Origin of the sequence: Paeniglutamicibacter sulfureus (assembly GCF_039535115.1) — a bacterium.
GTDB classification, from domain to species: Bacteria; Actinomycetota; Actinomycetes; order Actinomycetales; family Micrococcaceae; genus Paeniglutamicibacter; species Paeniglutamicibacter sulfureus.
On record NZ_BAAAWO010000001.1, the window covers coordinates 2,624,634 to 2,640,573 of the forward strand.

The 15,940-nt window shown below is 63.4% G+C and carries 15 protein-coding genes; 4 read left to right on the forward strand and 11 right to left on the reverse strand.

Annotated elements, in window-relative coordinates; translation table 11 throughout:
- Nucleotides 1-228: 228 nt before the first annotated feature.
- Nucleotides 229-1,191, reverse strand: coding sequence for a zinc-binding dehydrogenase (locus tag ABD687_RS11990; RefSeq protein ID WP_344760991.1), 963 nt, complete (start codon nucleotides 1,189-1,191; stop codon nucleotides 229-231).
- On the opposite strand from ABD687_RS11990, the gene ABD687_RS11995 reads away from it, so the two are divergent.
- Nucleotides 1,120-2,049, forward strand: a complete 930-nt coding sequence (locus ABD687_RS11995) for a PaaX family transcriptional regulator (protein WP_310290907.1) — start codon at nucleotides 1,120-1,122, stop codon at nucleotides 2,047-2,049. The genes ABD687_RS11990 and ABD687_RS11995 overlap by 72 nt on opposite strands.
- Here the strand turns inward: ABD687_RS11995 and ABD687_RS12000 are convergent.
- Genes ABD687_RS12000 through ABD687_RS12015 form a run of 4 tightly spaced genes read right to left on the reverse strand, consistent with a single transcriptional unit; the run spans nucleotide 1,985 to nucleotide 5,564 of the window.
- Nucleotides 1,985-3,289 (reverse strand): carboxylesterase family protein, encoded by a 1,305-nt coding sequence (locus tag ABD687_RS12000; RefSeq protein ID WP_310290905.1) that lies wholly within the window; start codon nucleotides 3,287-3,289, stop codon nucleotides 1,985-1,987. The two genes, ABD687_RS11995 and ABD687_RS12000, sit on opposite strands and share 65 nt — an antisense overlap.
- 45 nt (nucleotides 3,290-3,334) lie before the next feature.
- A complete protein-coding gene (locus ABD687_RS12005) occupies nucleotides 3,335-4,570 on the reverse strand; it encodes an acyl-CoA dehydrogenase family protein (protein ID WP_310290902.1) in 1,236 nt (411 codons plus the stop codon).
- Between the two features lie 8 nt (nucleotides 4,571-4,578).
- A complete protein-coding gene (locus tag ABD687_RS12010; RefSeq protein WP_310290900.1) occupies nucleotides 4,579-5,037 on the reverse strand; it encodes a nuclear transport factor 2 family protein in 459 nt (152 codons plus the stop codon).
- Nucleotides 5,037-5,564, reverse strand: coding sequence for a cupin domain-containing protein (locus ABD687_RS12015; protein ID WP_310290898.1), 528 nt, complete (start codon nucleotides 5,562-5,564; stop codon nucleotides 5,037-5,039). The genes ABD687_RS12010 and ABD687_RS12015 overlap by 1 nt, the downstream gene beginning before the upstream one ends.
- 228 nt (nucleotides 5,565-5,792) lie before the next feature.
- Between ABD687_RS12015 and ABD687_RS12020 the strand changes: the two genes are divergently transcribed.
- A complete protein-coding gene (locus ABD687_RS12020; RefSeq protein WP_310290897.1) occupies nucleotides 5,793-6,290 on the forward strand; it encodes a flavin reductase family protein in 498 nt (165 codons plus the stop codon).
- A 185-nt stretch (nucleotides 6,291-6,475) separates the two neighbouring features.
- The gene (locus ABD687_RS12025; protein ID WP_310290895.1) at nucleotides 6,476-7,846 is read left to right on the forward strand and encodes an MFS transporter; all 1,371 of its coding nucleotides are present in this window, start codon (nucleotides 6,476-6,478) and stop codon (nucleotides 7,844-7,846) included.
- 124 nt (nucleotides 7,847-7,970) lie between these two features.
- Here the strand turns inward: ABD687_RS12025 and ABD687_RS12030 are convergent, their stop codons facing one another.
- Nucleotides 7,971-9,044, reverse strand: coding sequence for an alkene reductase (locus ABD687_RS12030; protein ID WP_310290892.1), 1,074 nt, complete (start codon nucleotides 9,042-9,044; stop codon nucleotides 7,971-7,973).
- Nucleotides 9,045-9,523: 479 nt separating this feature from the next.
- Between ABD687_RS12030 and ABD687_RS12035 the strand changes: the two genes are divergently transcribed.
- Nucleotides 9,524-9,679 (forward strand): Rv0909 family putative TA system antitoxin, encoded by a 156-nt coding sequence (locus ABD687_RS12035; RefSeq protein ID WP_310290890.1) that lies wholly within the window; start codon nucleotides 9,524-9,526, stop codon nucleotides 9,677-9,679.
- Nucleotides 9,680-9,945: 266 nt separating this feature from the next.
- On the opposite strand, the gene ABD687_RS12040 is transcribed toward ABD687_RS12035, so the two are convergent.
- The 5 genes from ABD687_RS12040 to ABD687_RS12060 form a co-directional block, all read right to left on the reverse strand.
- Complete coding sequence (locus ABD687_RS12040; protein WP_310290889.1) at nucleotides 9,946-11,088, reverse strand: ABC transporter ATP-binding protein; 1,143 nt, start codon at nucleotides 11,086-11,088, stop codon at nucleotides 9,946-9,948.
- A 23-nt stretch (nucleotides 11,089-11,111) separates the two neighbouring features.
- Complete coding sequence (locus ABD687_RS12045; protein WP_310290886.1) at nucleotides 11,112-12,845, reverse strand: ABC transporter permease; 1,734 nt, start codon at nucleotides 12,843-12,845, stop codon at nucleotides 11,112-11,114.
- A 7-nt stretch (nucleotides 12,846-12,852) separates the two neighbouring features.
- On the reverse strand, nucleotides 12,853-13,869 hold the full coding sequence (locus tag ABD687_RS12050) for an ABC transporter substrate-binding protein (protein ID WP_310290883.1): 1,017 nt from the start codon (nucleotides 13,867-13,869) through the stop codon (nucleotides 12,853-12,855).
- Nucleotides 13,870-13,941: 72 nt separating this feature from the next.
- On the reverse strand, nucleotides 13,942-14,775 hold the full coding sequence (locus tag ABD687_RS12055; protein WP_310290882.1) for a metallophosphoesterase: 834 nt from the start codon (nucleotides 14,773-14,775) through the stop codon (nucleotides 13,942-13,944).
- The gene (locus tag ABD687_RS12060; RefSeq protein WP_310290880.1) at nucleotides 14,772-15,503 is read right to left on the reverse strand and encodes a tyrosine-protein phosphatase; all 732 of its coding nucleotides are present in this window, start codon (nucleotides 15,501-15,503) and stop codon (nucleotides 14,772-14,774) included. Before ABD687_RS12060 ends, ABD687_RS12055 begins: the two co-directional genes overlap by 4 nt.
- Nucleotides 15,504-15,940 lie beyond the last annotated feature (437 nt).

Here is a 15,940-nt window from a genome sequence, read left to right on the forward strand (position 1 = left end):
CATGATTTTCGTCAGATTGTGAACGGCCGGTTACGGAGGTTTCGCCCTTCAACCGCCGATAACCGCACATATGAAATCTCGAAATAGTCCTATGGCAGAATCCGCTGGATACGTCGCTGTGATATGGCATCTCCGTCGTTAGGCGTTTTGTTTCAGAAAGCCCCGTCGTTACAGGGATGATTGGCAGCCTGGATGCGCCTGTGCGAACGAGGCGCACCCCGGCCGCTTTCAGGCCTCGAGTGCGCCTACCTTGATCACCACTTTCGAGGACGCGGCAGAGTCCAAAGCCATGGCGAAGGCTGCCTCCGCCTCGTGGAGTGGGAAGTCGTGGCTGATGATTTGCGCTAGGAACGGGTGACCGGCCAGCAGCTCCACCGCCTCGTCCAGCTCGGTCTCGAAGAGCTGCGAACCGAAGACGGTCAGCTCGCGCAGGCCCAGCTCCGAAAGCGAGATCGAAACCTTGTCTTTGGGCAGGATCTCCCGCTGCACAACTGTTCCGCCACGACGGGTCGCATCCAGCACCGTCTGCAAGCTCGCTGCGGCTCCGGCCGCCTCCACGCTCACGTCATGGCCGAGCGATCCCGGACCTGCCCCTTGCAGGATATTGAAAGTCTCGTCAACACCTACGGAATCGGCCACGCCCTTGAATGCGTCTCCAAGGAGCGGGCAGCCGACGCTGACAGCAAGCGCGCCGGCGCGAATCCATTCAACTGCCTCGGCAACGCCGACGCCTCCCGAGGGGACTGCCTGGATGTTCGGGAAGAGACCGCGCAGGTCATTGAGGAACCCCTGGCCCACCTGGGATGCAGGGGAGATCTTCACCGCGGTGGCCCCGGCTTTCCAGCCGGCGAACAGCTCGGTGGGGGTCATGCCGCCCGGGTAGACCGGGATGCCCGCCGCTACCGCGGCGGCAACGATGCCGGTGTCGGTGTCGGTGATCAGGGTGACAATGAAGCCCGCACCTCCGGCAATGGCTGCTTCCGTCTCTTCAACCGTGGTGATCGTGCCGACCCCGACAGCCGCTACCGAGCAAAAATTCCAGCTTGCTGGTCCAGAGATGGTGGGTTCATCTCGAAGGCGCTCGTCTCTTGGTAGCCTCCTGGTTGATACGCTCAGTGCATGCGTGCAATTGAAGAAATCATCGCCGGCCGTCTGACCGGGGAAAGCGGGCAAGCCGCCCACCATCGCCATATCCTGACGGTGTTTGGGCTGTATGCCCGTCCTGCCGGCGTGCCGATAGCGGTGGCCGCAATTGTGCACCTTCTCCAGGACCTGGGCGCCGAGCCAGCCAGCGTTCGATCATCCATTTCCCGGCTCAAGAAGCGGGAAGTGCTCACCAGCGAACGCATTAATGGCGAGGCCGGCTATGCACTTTCGGCCGAGCTCGAAGAACACATGCGCGTCGGAGACGAACGAATCTTTTCACCCCACCCTGCCCGCGCGTCCGATCCTTGGTTGTTGGTTTCCTTTTCGGTCCCGGAAACCCAACGCGGCCAGCGACACAAAATCCGCAGCGGACTCTCTCGCATGGGATTCGGCACCGTCAGCGCGGGACTCTGTGTTGCACCCGGGCACGTCTATGACGAGGCCCTCGAATACCTCCAAGACAATGACCTGTTGCAATTTGTCGATTTTTTCCACGCCAACCATGGTGGCCCGGAAGAACTTCGCGCCAAGGTCGCCCAGTGGTGGGATCTGGACACCTTGGAGGCGCACTACCAGGAATTCATAGACAAGTATTCGCCGCTGCTCGCCCGGTGGGGCAAACACGCCCAGCAAACGGAGGAAGGCTCCCGGGAAGCCTTCGTCGACTATATCCGCATGGTGACCGACTGGCGGACCCTTCCGTACCTCGATCCGGGGCTTCCCCTGGAAGCCCTTCCCAATTCGTGGAAAGGAGGAGCTGCCCGCTACCTATTCCTTGATTTGCGAGCCCTGCTGAGCCCGTTGGCCGGATGGCACGCCCAACGCATCATCCACGGCACTACGCACTCCGGTGGCCCTGCACAAAACGCGCCAAAAGTCGGCGCAATCGTAGGGACTCGATAGCGAATTCCTCGGGGTCAACGCCTTGAAGCATCGGCGCATCCGCCCACGCGTTAGGGGTCCCAAACCAATATGGCAGGTCGAGGCAATGACCGCTTAAGACTCCGGGTTGCAGACTCCGCATCGCAAGGCGCACGAGATGGGAATTCAACCCACGTTCGCTGTACGCGTTGTCCAGCTCTGTCGGAAAACGCTGGAATTGAACCCATGACGAGATGTGTACGATCCGATCGTACGGTTCCAGGGATCGGCATCGAAGGTCCATGTCCGGCGGGAGATCCGCTTCATCCAAGGTTGCCACCCACGCGTCGACGGCTTCATGGGTCACCGACCTTTCCTCCGATGCTTCGCAGAAGAACGTCCCCGTTTCCTGGGCCGTAAAACTTAGCAGGACGTCGTTCACGTGGACGTTCTGTGCACACCATTCGGTTCGCAGGAAATCCTCCGGGATGTTTTCGGCAAGGCCTGGCAGATAACCGGATGGCGCGTGGCCCAGTCCGCGGCGTTCGGCTGTTTCCTGCAGCGCGCCGACGCCCGCTTTGAGCAAGTCCCCCACCTCGGCATTTTCAAGGCTCCGGGGATGCAATCGGTTGGCGGCGGCATCCCTCACAGTCTCCAGCTTTCCCCTGCTCCACGGCTCACGCGTCGCCATGCTCAGCAAGGCAACACGGCGCATAAGTCCCTTCGCACCCGGATCCATGCTGAGCAGATGTACATACCAAGCCCCCGCAGATTGGCCGGCCAGGGTGACTTCGTCAGGATCTCCGCCAAAGGCGCCGATGTTTTCGCTGACCCATTGAAGGGCCAATGCCAAATCCTGCAGCGGGAGGTCCAGAGCCCCGGGTGCCGCCAGATGGGCCACGGGACCGATGCGGTAGTTTAAGGTAACGACCACCATGTTCTCGGCCGAAAGCGCCGACCCGTCATACCACTCGTTGGATCCTCCGCCGCTCGTCCAGGCACCGCCATGGACGAAGACCAGGACGGGCAATCCAACGGCACCCTCGGGTGCCCAAACATTCAGGAAGAAGGAGTCCTCGGTTTGCGGGTTATCCCTGCCCGTGCCCATGACACTGGCCAGGCGACTGGGGAGCTGGGGAAAGACGGGAACCTCCGCCAGTCTTTGGACTTCCAGTTGTCCATGCACTGCCACCGGGGCCGAAAACCGCTCTCCATTGGAGAGCTGCGCATAGCGGATTCCAAGCACCGCACGTATGCCGGCTTGGTCGATCTTCGACTTCAAACCGTCGATTCTTGGCGACGTCGAGGTTCCCATCCTTGCCCCGGCCTAGAGCTTGGTGGAGATGTAGACGGTATCGGTCAGCCCGTTGCCGTGGAGTTCATATCCCATGTGGGCGGTGATCGAGGCATGTCGAGTGCCCGTATTAATATCCCGCCACATCCGTCCCAGCAGGCTGTTCTCGGCAAAGGCAGCGGTGCCGTGAAGCCAGCACAGGTCATTGACTGCATCCACCAACTCATGTCCCGCGTGCCCGATGCCGCCCCGGTGTCTGGCGCGGTTTGCCAAGGGCATGGGAGCGGTTCCTGCCGCTGCTTCATCAATTTCGGCAGCAGAACGCTGGAGCAACAACAGTGCCGAGTCGATCTTCATGCTGGCCTGTCCCAGGTTCTGGACGAAGGCACCCGAGTCGATTTGGCGCTTGTAGTGGGTGTAGGTAATGCCCCGGTTTTGGGCTTTCTCGGTCACGTGGTCAAGTGCAGCCTGCGCAGCTCCCAGCGAGGCCGCCTGAATGGTGGTCGACATGGTCAGGTGCGGGGTGAGTCGCCGGGCAAACGTGGCCCGGGGGTCCCTTTCGTTTGCATCGCCCATCAGCTGGGTAAAGGTGATGACCCTGCCCTGCGGCACCCAGAGGTCCTTGGTGTGCATGGTGTTGGACCCGGATCCCCGCATGCCAATGGTGTGCCAGGTGTCCCTGACCTCGTATTCCCCGCGGCGCATGAGCGCAAACCCAATCTGTGGAGTTTCGGTGGTGCCGTCTTCGATGAAGAGAATGCCAATGGCCCACTCGGAGTGCGAGGAATTCGACGCAAATGGCCATTCGCCGCTGACCCGCCAGCCCCCGGCCTCGGGAGTCGCGGTTCCCTGGGGGCTGGCGAAGATCGAGGCCATGCGCACCGGACCGCCGGCGAACACTTCGTCGAGCACCTCGTCGGAATAGCGGTTGGCGAGCATGACCGAACCATTGGAAATCACGGTGCACCAGGCGGCGGCCGGGTCGTAGAAGCCGATGGTTCGAGCCACCTCAAGAAGCATCGAGGCGCCGCCTTCATACCCTCCATAGCGTTGCATCGCCGAGATGCGCATGGCTCCAATGGAGTCCAGGGCCTCGATTGATTCGTCGGACATCACCCTCTGTGCATCGGCGTCCACCGCATTCCTGCGCAGCAACGGGCCGATCTCGTGAACACGCTTAACCATGTCCGCGGTGATCTCCGACGGGGGCGCGCAGATCGCGACCGGTCGGGCGGTTTCGCTTGAAAGGTTTTCTGCTACTTCGATCATTGCTCTGCCTAACCTTGTACGTTGAATGTTGCAATGGGTGCGTTTCGGATTTCCTCGCCGAACGCCCGGCGGACCTCGTGGAGATCCATGAATTCCTGGCATTTGGCGATCCGGCCGCCTGCGACGGTCATGATGGTGACGATGTCGTTGTCGAACAACAGTCCGTCACGGGTGCTTGCGGTCTCCCGCAGATGCGTGACCACCACGGACTGACCGACATCGAGGTACATGCCCCGGATCTCCATGACCGCGCTGCCCGGCACGAATGTCGCCGCAAGTGTTCCGATCAATTCATCGAAGAATTCATCCACCCCTCGATACGTTCGTGCCAGTTGGGAGTGCTGACCTACTACAGTCCACTCGAGGTCCTCGGCCAGCACCGAGCGTGCTGACTGCTCGTCTCCAACGGCCTGGGCATCCCAGAACTTCCGCACTACAACCAGTTGCCCGTCGGACGTCTGTCCCATTAGATGCCCGTTCCCGTCACCACGCCCGGCTCGGCCAGGAGGGTGATATTGAAGTCGTCGCAAGCATTCTGGAGTCGCTGTTCGGTTTCCTCGTCCATTTCCCAGTCCCGCTGCGGGCCAGCGTACTCCGCCGGAATGGCGACGGCACGGAAGAACTTCTCCAGTCCCCCGGGTGCCGACATGACCAACCACTTGGCTTCGATGTCGGGGCTCGCCTGGAAGGTATGCGGGACATCCTTGGGCATCAGGATGCAGTCGCCGGGGCCCAGTGTCAGCCCATCGGCTTCGGCGGCCCAAAATGTCACGGTTCCCTCAAGGATGTAAAAGATCTCGTCCTCGCCGACGTGTTCATGCAGCGGCGGCTCCGAGGCAAGCTTTGAGTGGGTCAGTGCCATCATGAATCGGCCGTCTGTCATTTCGCTGGTAATGATCGGCTGGATCAAGTCGCCCAGAAACCACAGGTTTTCCCGCTCGGATTGCCTGACAACGCTCAGGCGACTGGTCTGCTGCTGGGTAAGTTGTGTCATCTTTTGCTCCTTCATGGTGGCTGGCGCACTGGCGCCGAACGATATGACCGAAGCTACTACGGTCGCCACGAATGCGCAATACGCATTTGTGAGACGCGTCATATTGCCGAAATCTAGACGAGCGTTCAAAAAGGGCTATACAGGATCGTCTTCCTCTGGCAAGCTACTGCTCACAGGAAGTTCCACCGGACTCCTGCGCCGGCGGAAGAACCAGCCAAGGAGCAGAAAATGATCTTGACACCCCAGACCCTGGACTCGCAGGTCCTTCGCGAGACCTTTGCCCATTTCCCCTCCGGGGTTGCCGCGATGACGGCCGAGGTCGATGGGGCTGCCCACGCACTCGTCGCTTCGTCGTTCACCGTTGGAGTCTCACTAGAGCCGGCCCTCGTGATGTTCGCAGTACAGAAGTCCTCCGGGACGTGGCCCATCCTGCGACAGGCGAGACGCGTGGGCGTTTCCATCTTGGGGCAGGACCAGGGCGCCCTTTGCCGGCAACTGGCCAACCGCGACAAGAACGCCAGATTCGCCGACGTGGAGGTTCACCGCTTGGAGTCCGGCGCCCTGCTGTTGCCCCATGCTTCACTGTGGTTTGAATGCAGCATCTTCGACGAACATCCCGCTGGGGACCACGACGTCGTGCTGCTGGAGATCCACGCCCTACACGCCGACAAGACCACCAGCCCCTTGGTATTCCACGACTCCGCCTTTCGGCAACTCGCCGCATAGCAGGACCCCTGCCAAGATCTGGCATTCACATGACGACCGCCAGAATTCGATAACGGCCCAAGGGCCAAAAATGCACCAGATTCGGGGTGAGCCATGCCCCACCCAGGCGGCGCCTATAAAAAGGTCGTGGCCTTTCCACGGACTCCAAAGTTCTCCTTCGACACCTACTCGCAAAGGTTTACATCATGAGTGATTCAACAACTGCCACGGCATTAACGGCCTTGCCCGGTTCAGCCATGGACCGCAAGGAAAAGCGCAAGATCATCCTGGGCGTGGGCGTGGGAAATGCCCTCGAATGGTACGACTGGACGGCGTATTCCATATTTGCCGCGTACTTCGCCGGACAGTTCTTTCACGCCAAGGACCCCGTCACCGCTCTGCTGGGGACCCTCGCCATCTTTGGCGCCGGCTTCTTCATGAGACCTCTGGGCGGGTTGTTCTTCGGTTGGTTCGCCGACAAATATGGACGCCGCCAAGCCATGTCGGTGTCAATGCTGATCACGGCCGGGGGAAGCCTGCTCATCGGCATCTCCCCCAACTACCAAATGATCGGTGCGGCCGCGGCGGTCTTCTTGCTCCTTGGACGCATGTTGCAGGGACTCGGACACGGCGGAGAAGTGGTCTCGTCCTTCACCTACGTGACGGAAATGGCCCCGCGTAAATCGCGCGGCTTGTGGTCTTCCTCCGTCTTCGTCTTCGTCACCCTCGGCGTCATCGCCGCAACTTTGCTCGGAGCGATCCTTTCCTCGACGCTGGGTACCGATGCCGTGCGCGAGTGGGCCTGGCGCGTACCGTTCATCCTCGGTGGATTGCTAGGTGTTTATGCCCTGTACCTTCGCCGCAAGCTGGATGAAACGCCGATGTTTCGTGCCAAGGTCGAAGCCGCCGCGGCAGCCAGGGCCGCGGGTCTGGCCATTCCACGCACGCGCGGCCTGGGTCGCGAGATTTGGCGCCACCGTCGCGCTTGCCTGCGCATCGTTGGCCTGGCCGCCGGCGGAACCGTCATGTTCTACGTCTGGTCGATCATGGCACCCGCCTTTGCCATGGGCCCGCTCAAGATGGATCCGACGCAGGTGCTGTGGATCAGCACAGGCGCCAACGTGTTCTTCATGGCCTGCCTGGTGTTCTGGGGCTGGCTCTCGGACCGGGTGGGACGCAAGTTCAATTGGTACTTCTTCGCAGTCGGCGCCATCGTGCTCATCATTCCGCTGACGCTGGTGCTCAACGGCGGTCCGGAAGTGTGGCGCCTGGCCTTCTACATGGGCATCGGCATGGTGCTGATTTCGGCACCAACGGCGATCATGCCGGCAACCTTCCCGGAGCAGTTCCCCACGCACGTGCGGGCCGTGGGGATGGGCCTGCCGTACTCCATCGCCGGGGCCTTGGCGGGTGGCACGGCTCCGTATCTGCAGACGTGGCTCTACTCGCAAGGCAATCCACGGATCTTCGACATCTACCTGATGGTGCTTTGCGCCTTTGTGCTCGTCGCAGCAATTGCTTCCCCCGAAACACGGGGCAAAGATCTCAATGACGGGTCCTTGGTGGACGCGGCCTAACGGAAACCCAAGAAATACGTGTGGGGTGGACGAACTTCGGTTCGTCCACCCCACACATTTTTGCGCAGGCGCCAAGTCCTCACGTCAATCGGCGGGGAACCCCGCGCACTTATGAACCGCCGGCTTAGTTCTCCCAGAACGGGTAGTCGGTGTAGCCGGCGGCACCCTCGGTGTAGAAGGTGGAGGAATCGGGCTCGTTCAGCGGCAGGCCTTCCTGCCAGCGGCGCACCAGGTCGGGGTTGGCGATCGCCGGGCGGCCGACCACCACGGCGTCGCCCCAGCCGTTGGCGGCCACCGCGGCCGCGTCGTCGTAGGTGGTGACGGTCTGGAACCCGGTGTTCAGCAGGACGGGTCCATTGAACCGTGAGCGCAGGTCCTGGACCAGTTCGCCGGAGGGATCGGCATGCAGGACGCTCAGGGCGGCCAGGCCCAGGGGTGCGATCCCGTCGATGAGCGCGGCATAGGTAGCCGCGGTGTCCACCGGATCGCTCTCCACCGCACCCTGGACGTTGTGCTCGGGGGAAATGCGCAGGCCTGTCCGGCCCGCACCGATGGCCTTGGCCACGGCGGTGACGACCTCGATAACGAAGCGCGCCCGGTTTTCCGGGGATCCACCGTAGGCGTCGGTACGGGTGTTGGAGCTAGGGGCCAGGAACTCGTGCAGCAGGTAGCCGTTGGCGCCGTGCAGTTCCACGCCGTCGAAGCCCGCGGCCATCGCATTGCGGGATCCGGTCACGAACTCCTCGATGATTCCGGGCAGCTCGCCGGTCTCCAGGGCATGCGGGACGGGGTAGGCATGCTTGCCGGTGTAGGTCCGGGTCAGCCCCTCCACCGCAATGGCGCTCGGGGCGACGACCTGGTCCTGCCCGGTGGTCTCGGGGTGCGTGACCCGGCCGGCGTGCATCACCTGGGCGACGATGAGGCCGCCCTCGGCGTGGACCGCGTCGGTCACGCGCTTCCATCCGGCAATCTGTTCCTCGCTGGCCAGGCCCGGCTGGCGGACGAACCCCTGGCCGGTGGCGCTGGGGTACACACCTTCGGACACGATCAGTCCCATCGAGGCGCGCTGGCGGTAGTACTCGACTACGTCGTCGTTCGGCACGCCGTCCACGCGGGAACGGGAGCGGGTCAGCGGCGCCATGACGAGTCGGTTGGGAAGTTCGAGCTCTCCGAGGGTGAGCGGGGAAAACAGGTCCATGGGGCAGTACTCCAAACGTTGGGGTGGGTTGCTTGGTGCAACCTGCCCCGGGGCAACGCTATTCCTTCCGGGCCCACCAGGTGAGGTGGAACACGGTTCCTGAGCCGTCGGTACTTCCGTGGAGAAGATGTTCAACTACGACCTGATCGGCAAGTTCAACGGCTCCGATGCGAAGGCAGTCATCAAGCACGCCCGCGAATGGCAAGCCAAGTGAGTCCCGAGGCCCCGAACCCGCCCAGGTTCCTGACCGACCACCCGCTGCCGCCGCGAGCGTCCGTGGAAGTGACCCGCTTCGGAGATGCGCCCATGCTCGAAATCAGATCGTCGCGGGAAACGGCGGCCGTTGACCTCGGCACCGGGGATGATCCGGCACCCCCATCCGTTGGATAGACATGCGATCATTAATTTCGACCGCATGATTCCGATGACAGAAGGTGGGAAACGCCGTGGCAGGTTTCAGTAAATTCAGCAAGATCCTTATGGAAGCAGCGAAAAACCCCAAGGTCAGGCAGGCCGGTGGCCAGGTGGTCGACAAGGCAGCGGTCCTGGCTGGAAAAGCCACCAAGGGCAAGCACCTGGACAAGATCGAACGCGCGCGGGAAGAAGCGCGCAAGCGCTTGGACAAGCGCCCCTAAACCTCCGCGCGGGCCGTGGTCATGGACAGGCACCGGGGATTCCGAGTTCGCACTTGCCTCTGTCCGCGGGGAGCGGATGATGCCTGAATCAATCGCGAAGGAGTGACAGCACGGAGTCTCGTGCTCTCACTCCTTCGCGATTCTTGTCACGCGCTTCGCAGAACATGGCCATGGGCGCGGCCAGCTTCTCTTGGAGGAGTTGGTAGCCGGCGATCGGCCGCCGAGTTGTTCACCGTTCCTGCACGCCTCGAAACAATCCAGTCCACTCAGGCCGCATGCTCTCCGGCGGTGTCCACCTCGTCGCAGAACACATGTGCCTGCTCGATCACCGGGCGGACCAACTCGCCCTCCTTCGGAACCCATCCGTGGACCAGCACGCGCAGCCGGGTGCCTGCCCAATCCAGGCTCGTTTCATATCCATGCCGCCCGTACAGCGCGGAAGTGACTCGGGCCAGCGTTGCTCCGGTCCGGGCTTCCGCCCTGGTTTGCTTGTCCTCGGGGTCCAGCCGAATGGCAGTCGGCGCCACCGCGGCCACGGCTCGCCTCGACCGCGTCCCGGCCGCTGGCCGAACACCGATCATTTGGGTCTTCCCATCCCGGGACAAACCGTGTTGGACCGGCAGCCGGAAGCCGGGATGGTCCGCATGGAAGTTCCCGTCCACCAGGGTGCCGGGGAACAGCGTTGCATCCGAGACGAAGGATGCGACAAAGGCGTTTGCCGGTGTTTGCAGCAATTCCCTGGGTGTCCCGATCTGTTGGATTTTTCCCTGGTTCAGCACGGCCACCCGGTCGGCAAGCCCAAGCGCCTCGGCGCGGTCGTGCGTCACGTGCACCGCTGTCAGCCCTTCCTCGCGGGTCAGCTCTCGCAGTTCCAGCCGGAGCCGGGCTCGCAGGGGCTCGTCGAGTGCGGAAAGCGCTTCGTCCAGCAGCAGCGCCTGTGGCTTGGCCACGATCGCCCGGGCCAGTGCCACGCGCTGGCGTTGGCCACCGGAGAGCGCCGCTGGTTTCCGGTTGGCATATTCGGCAAGACCTACCTGCTCCAACACGGCGTCCACCCTCTTGGCCAGCTGCGGCCGCGGAACGCCTTCCAGTTTCAGCGGATAGCCGACGTTGCCCGCAACGCTCAGGTGCGGCCAAATAGCGTGGTCCTGAAAGACCATGCCCAGTGCACGCTTCTCGGGAGGCACCCACACTCCGTCCCCGGCCATGGGGCTTCCGCCGATCGCAAGATTTCCGGCGGTCGGACGGATGAAACCGGCGATGGTCCGAAGGAGTGTCGTCTTGCCCGAGCCGGAGGGGCCGAGCAAGGCTAGGAACTCGCCGTTCTTAACGTCAAGGTCGATCCCTTCCAAGCCCACATGCCCGTCGCCGTAGACATGGCCCAGATTGGTCATTTCAATGGTTGCCACGGGAAGTTCCTTTCAGGAGATTCTTATTTGTCCGCACGGCGGTTGGCCAGCGCGGCAGTGGCCGAGAGTCCGAGGATTCCCACCAGGGCAACCACCAGGGCAAGGGCGGAGGCTCCGCCGTAGTCGCCCGACTGTTGCAGGTTGAAGATGGTCACGCCCAGGGTCTGGCTTCCGGGGGCCACCAACAGGATGGAAATGGTCAGTTCCCGCACAGCTGTCAACAACACCACGACCCCGCCGGTCACGGCGGCCGGGCCCGCCAGGCGAGCGGTGACATCCAGCAGGGCACGCAACGGAGTTGCCCCGGCGGAGCGGGCGGCCTCCTCGAGCGCGGAGGACACGGAGTCCATCGGTGCGCGCACGGCCTGGACCACCAGAGCAGTGAATGCCATGACGTAGGCACCCAGGATCACCCAACCGGTATTGAAGATTCCCAGCATGGGGGCAATCAGCAACCACCCCACGGCAATCACCAGACCCGGCAGGGCCTGGGGCAGGGTCGCCGCCACATCGAGTGACCCGTTGCTGCGGTGCCTGCCGCGGGTCAGCAGCAGCGCAATGCCCATTCCCAGCACGGTGCAGCACACCGCCGCTCCCCCGGCCAGCATCACCGAGTTCCCGATCCCGGACACCGCACCGGGTGAGGTGGAGGCCCGAACGATGTTGTCCATGGTCAGGTTTTCCCACGTCAGCGGGACACCCGGGGCCGGCAGCAACGCTTGGGTGGCCAACGCCAGCAAGGGCACCAGGCAAATGATCCCCACCCATGACCACAACAGGATGACCAGCGGAAGACGGGCTCGGCCCAACTCCAAATCCATGCCGGTGGCCCCGGAACCCCATTGCGTGCCGGCAGGCAGCCGGCGTTGGGCAAGTACGGTGAGCACGGCGAGCGCCAAGAGCACCAGGCCGATTGCCGAGACCGCGGGCAGCGGGTTGCTGGTGGTGCTGGAGGCCAGGTAGCGATAGACCAGCGTGGTCAAGGTCGTGTAGCGCTGGGGAAGCCCGATCAATGCCGGGATGCCGAAGTCGGACAGGTTTGCCACCAGGGTGAGCACGAAGGCAGCAAACAGCCCGGGGCGCAGCAACGGAAGCGTCACGGTGCCGAGCACCCGGGCGGTTCCCGCCCCGGAGATTCGTGCCGCTTCCTCCAGGTTCCCGGGGATCCGCCGCAGCGCGGCGGCAATGACCAGGTAGGCCACGGGGTAGGAATGCACCGCGAGCAGGAACACCACTCCCCAGCCGCCGAAGATGCTCATCTCGGCGTCGATGCCCAGCCCCTGCAGGGACTTGTTGACCGGGCCGTTGGCACCGAGCAGTGCCATCCATGCCATGGCGCCAATGAACGGCGGGATCAAGAAGGGCAGCATGACCAGCCAGCGCAGCATGCCCTTGGACGGCACGTTGCTGCGTTCGAGCACCACGGCGAGAAACGCGCCGGCGATCGTGGCCAGCAGTGCCGAGCCGGAGGCGCTGGCCACCGAGTTCAGCGCGGCCGTAGCCACCGCCGGATCCCCGAAGACTTGCCGTGCTGCAGGCTGGATTCCCTGCACGGCCAATGCCGCAAGTGGCAGCCCCACCAGGAACGCAACGGCGACCCACACCACCGTGCGCAGCACCCCGAGGCCGTCCCCGGACCGGCGGGGTCCACGGAACAGCTTCTTGCCAGTCGGCCGCTTCCGAATCGGTGCGGTTGCGCCGTCGGCGTGTACTTGTTCCGGCTTCGTGGCTGCTTTGTCGATGGTGTGGGTCGTCATGGGCGTATTACTTCAGCAGGGAGTTGAAGTACTCGACTGCTTCAGACTGGCCGGCTGCGATCTTGACCTGGTCCGGGTCCAGCAGGTTGATCTCGTTCAGTGCCGGAGCACCGGCAGGGACACCTGCATCCGAGCGAACCGGCAGGTAGGACTGCGTCACCGCCAGCTCCTGGCCTTCCTTGGAAATCAGGAAATCAACGAAGTCGTTGGCGACTTCCTGGTTCTCGGAATCGGCAAAGACACCGGCGGGCTGCGACACGTAGGGCACGCCATCGCTCGGGTAGCCCACTGCAATGGGTGAGCCCTTGGCGGCCAGTTCGCGCGCCACGTAATCGACCACGATGCCTACGTCGGAGCTTCCCGCGGCCACTGCCTGTCCGACCGGACCGTTGCTTTCAAGGACCGTGGGCTCATTGGCCACCAGCGATTCCATCCATGACTTGCCCAGTGCCGGTTCCTGCAGCCAGACCGCGGTGTTGAATGCAGCTGCACCCGAGACATCCGGGTTTGGCATGGCGATCTTGCCCTTGTAGGTGTCCTCGGTGAGCGCGGCCCAGCTGGCGGGTGCCTCGGTGATGGCGCCGGTGTTGTAGGCAATGATGGTGGGGATGATCCGGGTGCCCACCCAGAAGCCATCGGGGTCGGCGAACTTCGGATCCAGCGCGGCGGCGTTCTCCACGTCCAGCGAGGCCAGCGCGCCGTCGGCAGCATAGGCCTCGAAGGTGGGGACATCGGCCGCCAGGATGACGTCGGCGGTGATCTTGCCTGCCTGCTTTTCCGTGGCGATGCGGGTCTTGAGCTCGCCGGTGGCGGCACGGAAGACCTCGACGTTTACACCTTCGTTGGCCTTTTCAAAGGCCTCGACGACCTGGTCGATCTTGGCTTGCGGCTCGGAGGTGTAAACCGTGAGGGTCTTGGGTGCTGCCTCCCCCGCCCCGTCGGCGGAGGCTCCGCCGGCGCAGGCGGTCAGGCCCAACACGGGGATCAACATCAACGGGGCAATCGCGCTCAGACGCTTGTTCATTTCTTCTCCTTGAAGTGCCGCACCCCCAGGGGTGCGGCTTGCGAGTGGGTGTTAGGGGTTTTGCTGGGATCTTCAGAGCAAGGCAGGTTGCCGGGCGGGCATCGCCACCACCTGCGCGGTAACGGCAAGGGGTCGTGGCACCCGGACCGGGGTTGCCGACAACTGCCCGCTCCCGACCTTGATGACGCTGAACCAACTTGTGTCCTGGTCATGGGCCGGAGCGTCGGTGGCGAAGAGCTTGTGGTTGTAGGAGACCGCCGGTCCAACCCACACCGGAATGGTTCCCAGGCTTCCGGACGTGGGCAGATGGTAGTGCCCGCAGAGGATGGCCCTGACATCACTTCCGGCCAGGACGGCGGCCAGTTCCCCGGGGCGGGCCAGTCCGCGGCCTGCCAGGGCTGGCATCAGGCAGTCAATCGGTGGATGGTGCAGCGCGAGGACCGTCCCGCCGGGGGCGGGAGTCTCCAACACGGCCAACAGCCATCGAAGCTGTGGCTGGCTGAGTCCGCCGGCAGCCTCGCGGAACCCGTGGGTGTCCAGCCCAATGATCCGCAAGCCCCCGATCATGTGCACCGTGTCCGCCGGATTGGGGCCGCTGGCGATGCGCTTTCGATTGAACCTCGCACCCACCGAGCCGGCCGGATCGTGGTTGCCCGGCACCACGATGATCGGGCATTGCAGTTCCCTCTCCGCCTGCTCAAACAACCTCGCCGCACGGGCATGGACCTGCGCACCGCGGTCGGCAATGTCGCCTGTCACCAGGACGGCGTCGGGGGCAAACCGGGCGGCGGCTTCCAGCGCCTCGGCGGTGCGCGCCCAGGTGTCGATCCGCCCGTGCAGCAGGGCTCCGCCTGTCAATAAGTGGGTGTCCGTCAATTGCACCAACGTGGTGCCGGTTGCGCTCATAGGTCCGGGCCGGCTTCCTCCGCGGCACCGGGTCCCGCCAACTCCTCGCGCAGAATGGTCAGGTCGGCCGGATCCAGCCCGTGGGCCAGTAGGTAGCAGGCGGCCGAACCGAAGCGCGCTTCGACCATGTCCAGTGCAGCGTCAAGGGCCGCCGCCGGACTTTCCAGGTGCAAGTGGAGCGCGGCCTGCAATTCCGAGCTGTCTCCCAGCGCACAGGACAATTCGTGGTTCACGCGTTCGCGGTAGATCGCCGGCAGGTCTCTGGCGCTGCGCGCATAGTCGTCAAGCAGGATCTGTCGCGGGACGCCCGCGACTTCAAGGACCAGGGCCACCACCAGGCCAGTGCGGTCCTTCCCTGCGGCGCAGTGCACCAGCACGCCGGTCGGCAGACCTGCGGCGATGGCGCCCGCGGCCTTGGTGATTTCCGTGCCGCGGGTGGTCAGCAGGCGATAGTAGACATCCTCGATGGCAGTGGCCACGGGCAGTGGACCGAGATACAGCGGGACGGAAACATGCACGGCGCCGTGGGGGACGTAGCCCCGGCGTTCGGCAATTTCGAAGGACTCGCGCAGGTCCACGACCGTCCGCACCTCGAGGCGATTGAGTTCCCGCATGCCTTCGGGTTCAAGTCCGCTGGGGGCAGCGGACCTAAACAGCCGACCGACACCGGCGGAGGGGACCCGGCGCAGGTTCGGCACCGAAGTGGTGGCTTCCGTGGGGCGGGACATATCGGGGGCTTTCCTCATTGGGTTTGTCGAGCTTCCCCGACGGGGAAATCCAGTTGCACACTGATTACAGTCCGTTGACATGGCCGGATGGTTAACGGTCGTCCACCTGCGAGTGGAGGCGCGGTCAAGACTTCGCGTTCGACATTGTCGCAGGCCAGATAAGATGCCCACCCGTCCTGGAGAGAGCCTCCGACTTTGTGCTTCCTGACCACTTCCGTCGTCGAGGGACATTCCCCGTGGGATCTTGTTGCCGGTGGACCTACGGTCGAGCTTCGGAAGAGGCAGATTGCGGACTGGGACCAATAGGGAGATTTCAACGATCTCATACGCTAGAGGTATATCTGGGTGCCGCAACTTACTCGATTCATATGGCCATGTCTCGCGGATCACATTAGCGTCTCCTCCTAATGATGAACCTTCCCAGTGAAATCAACACG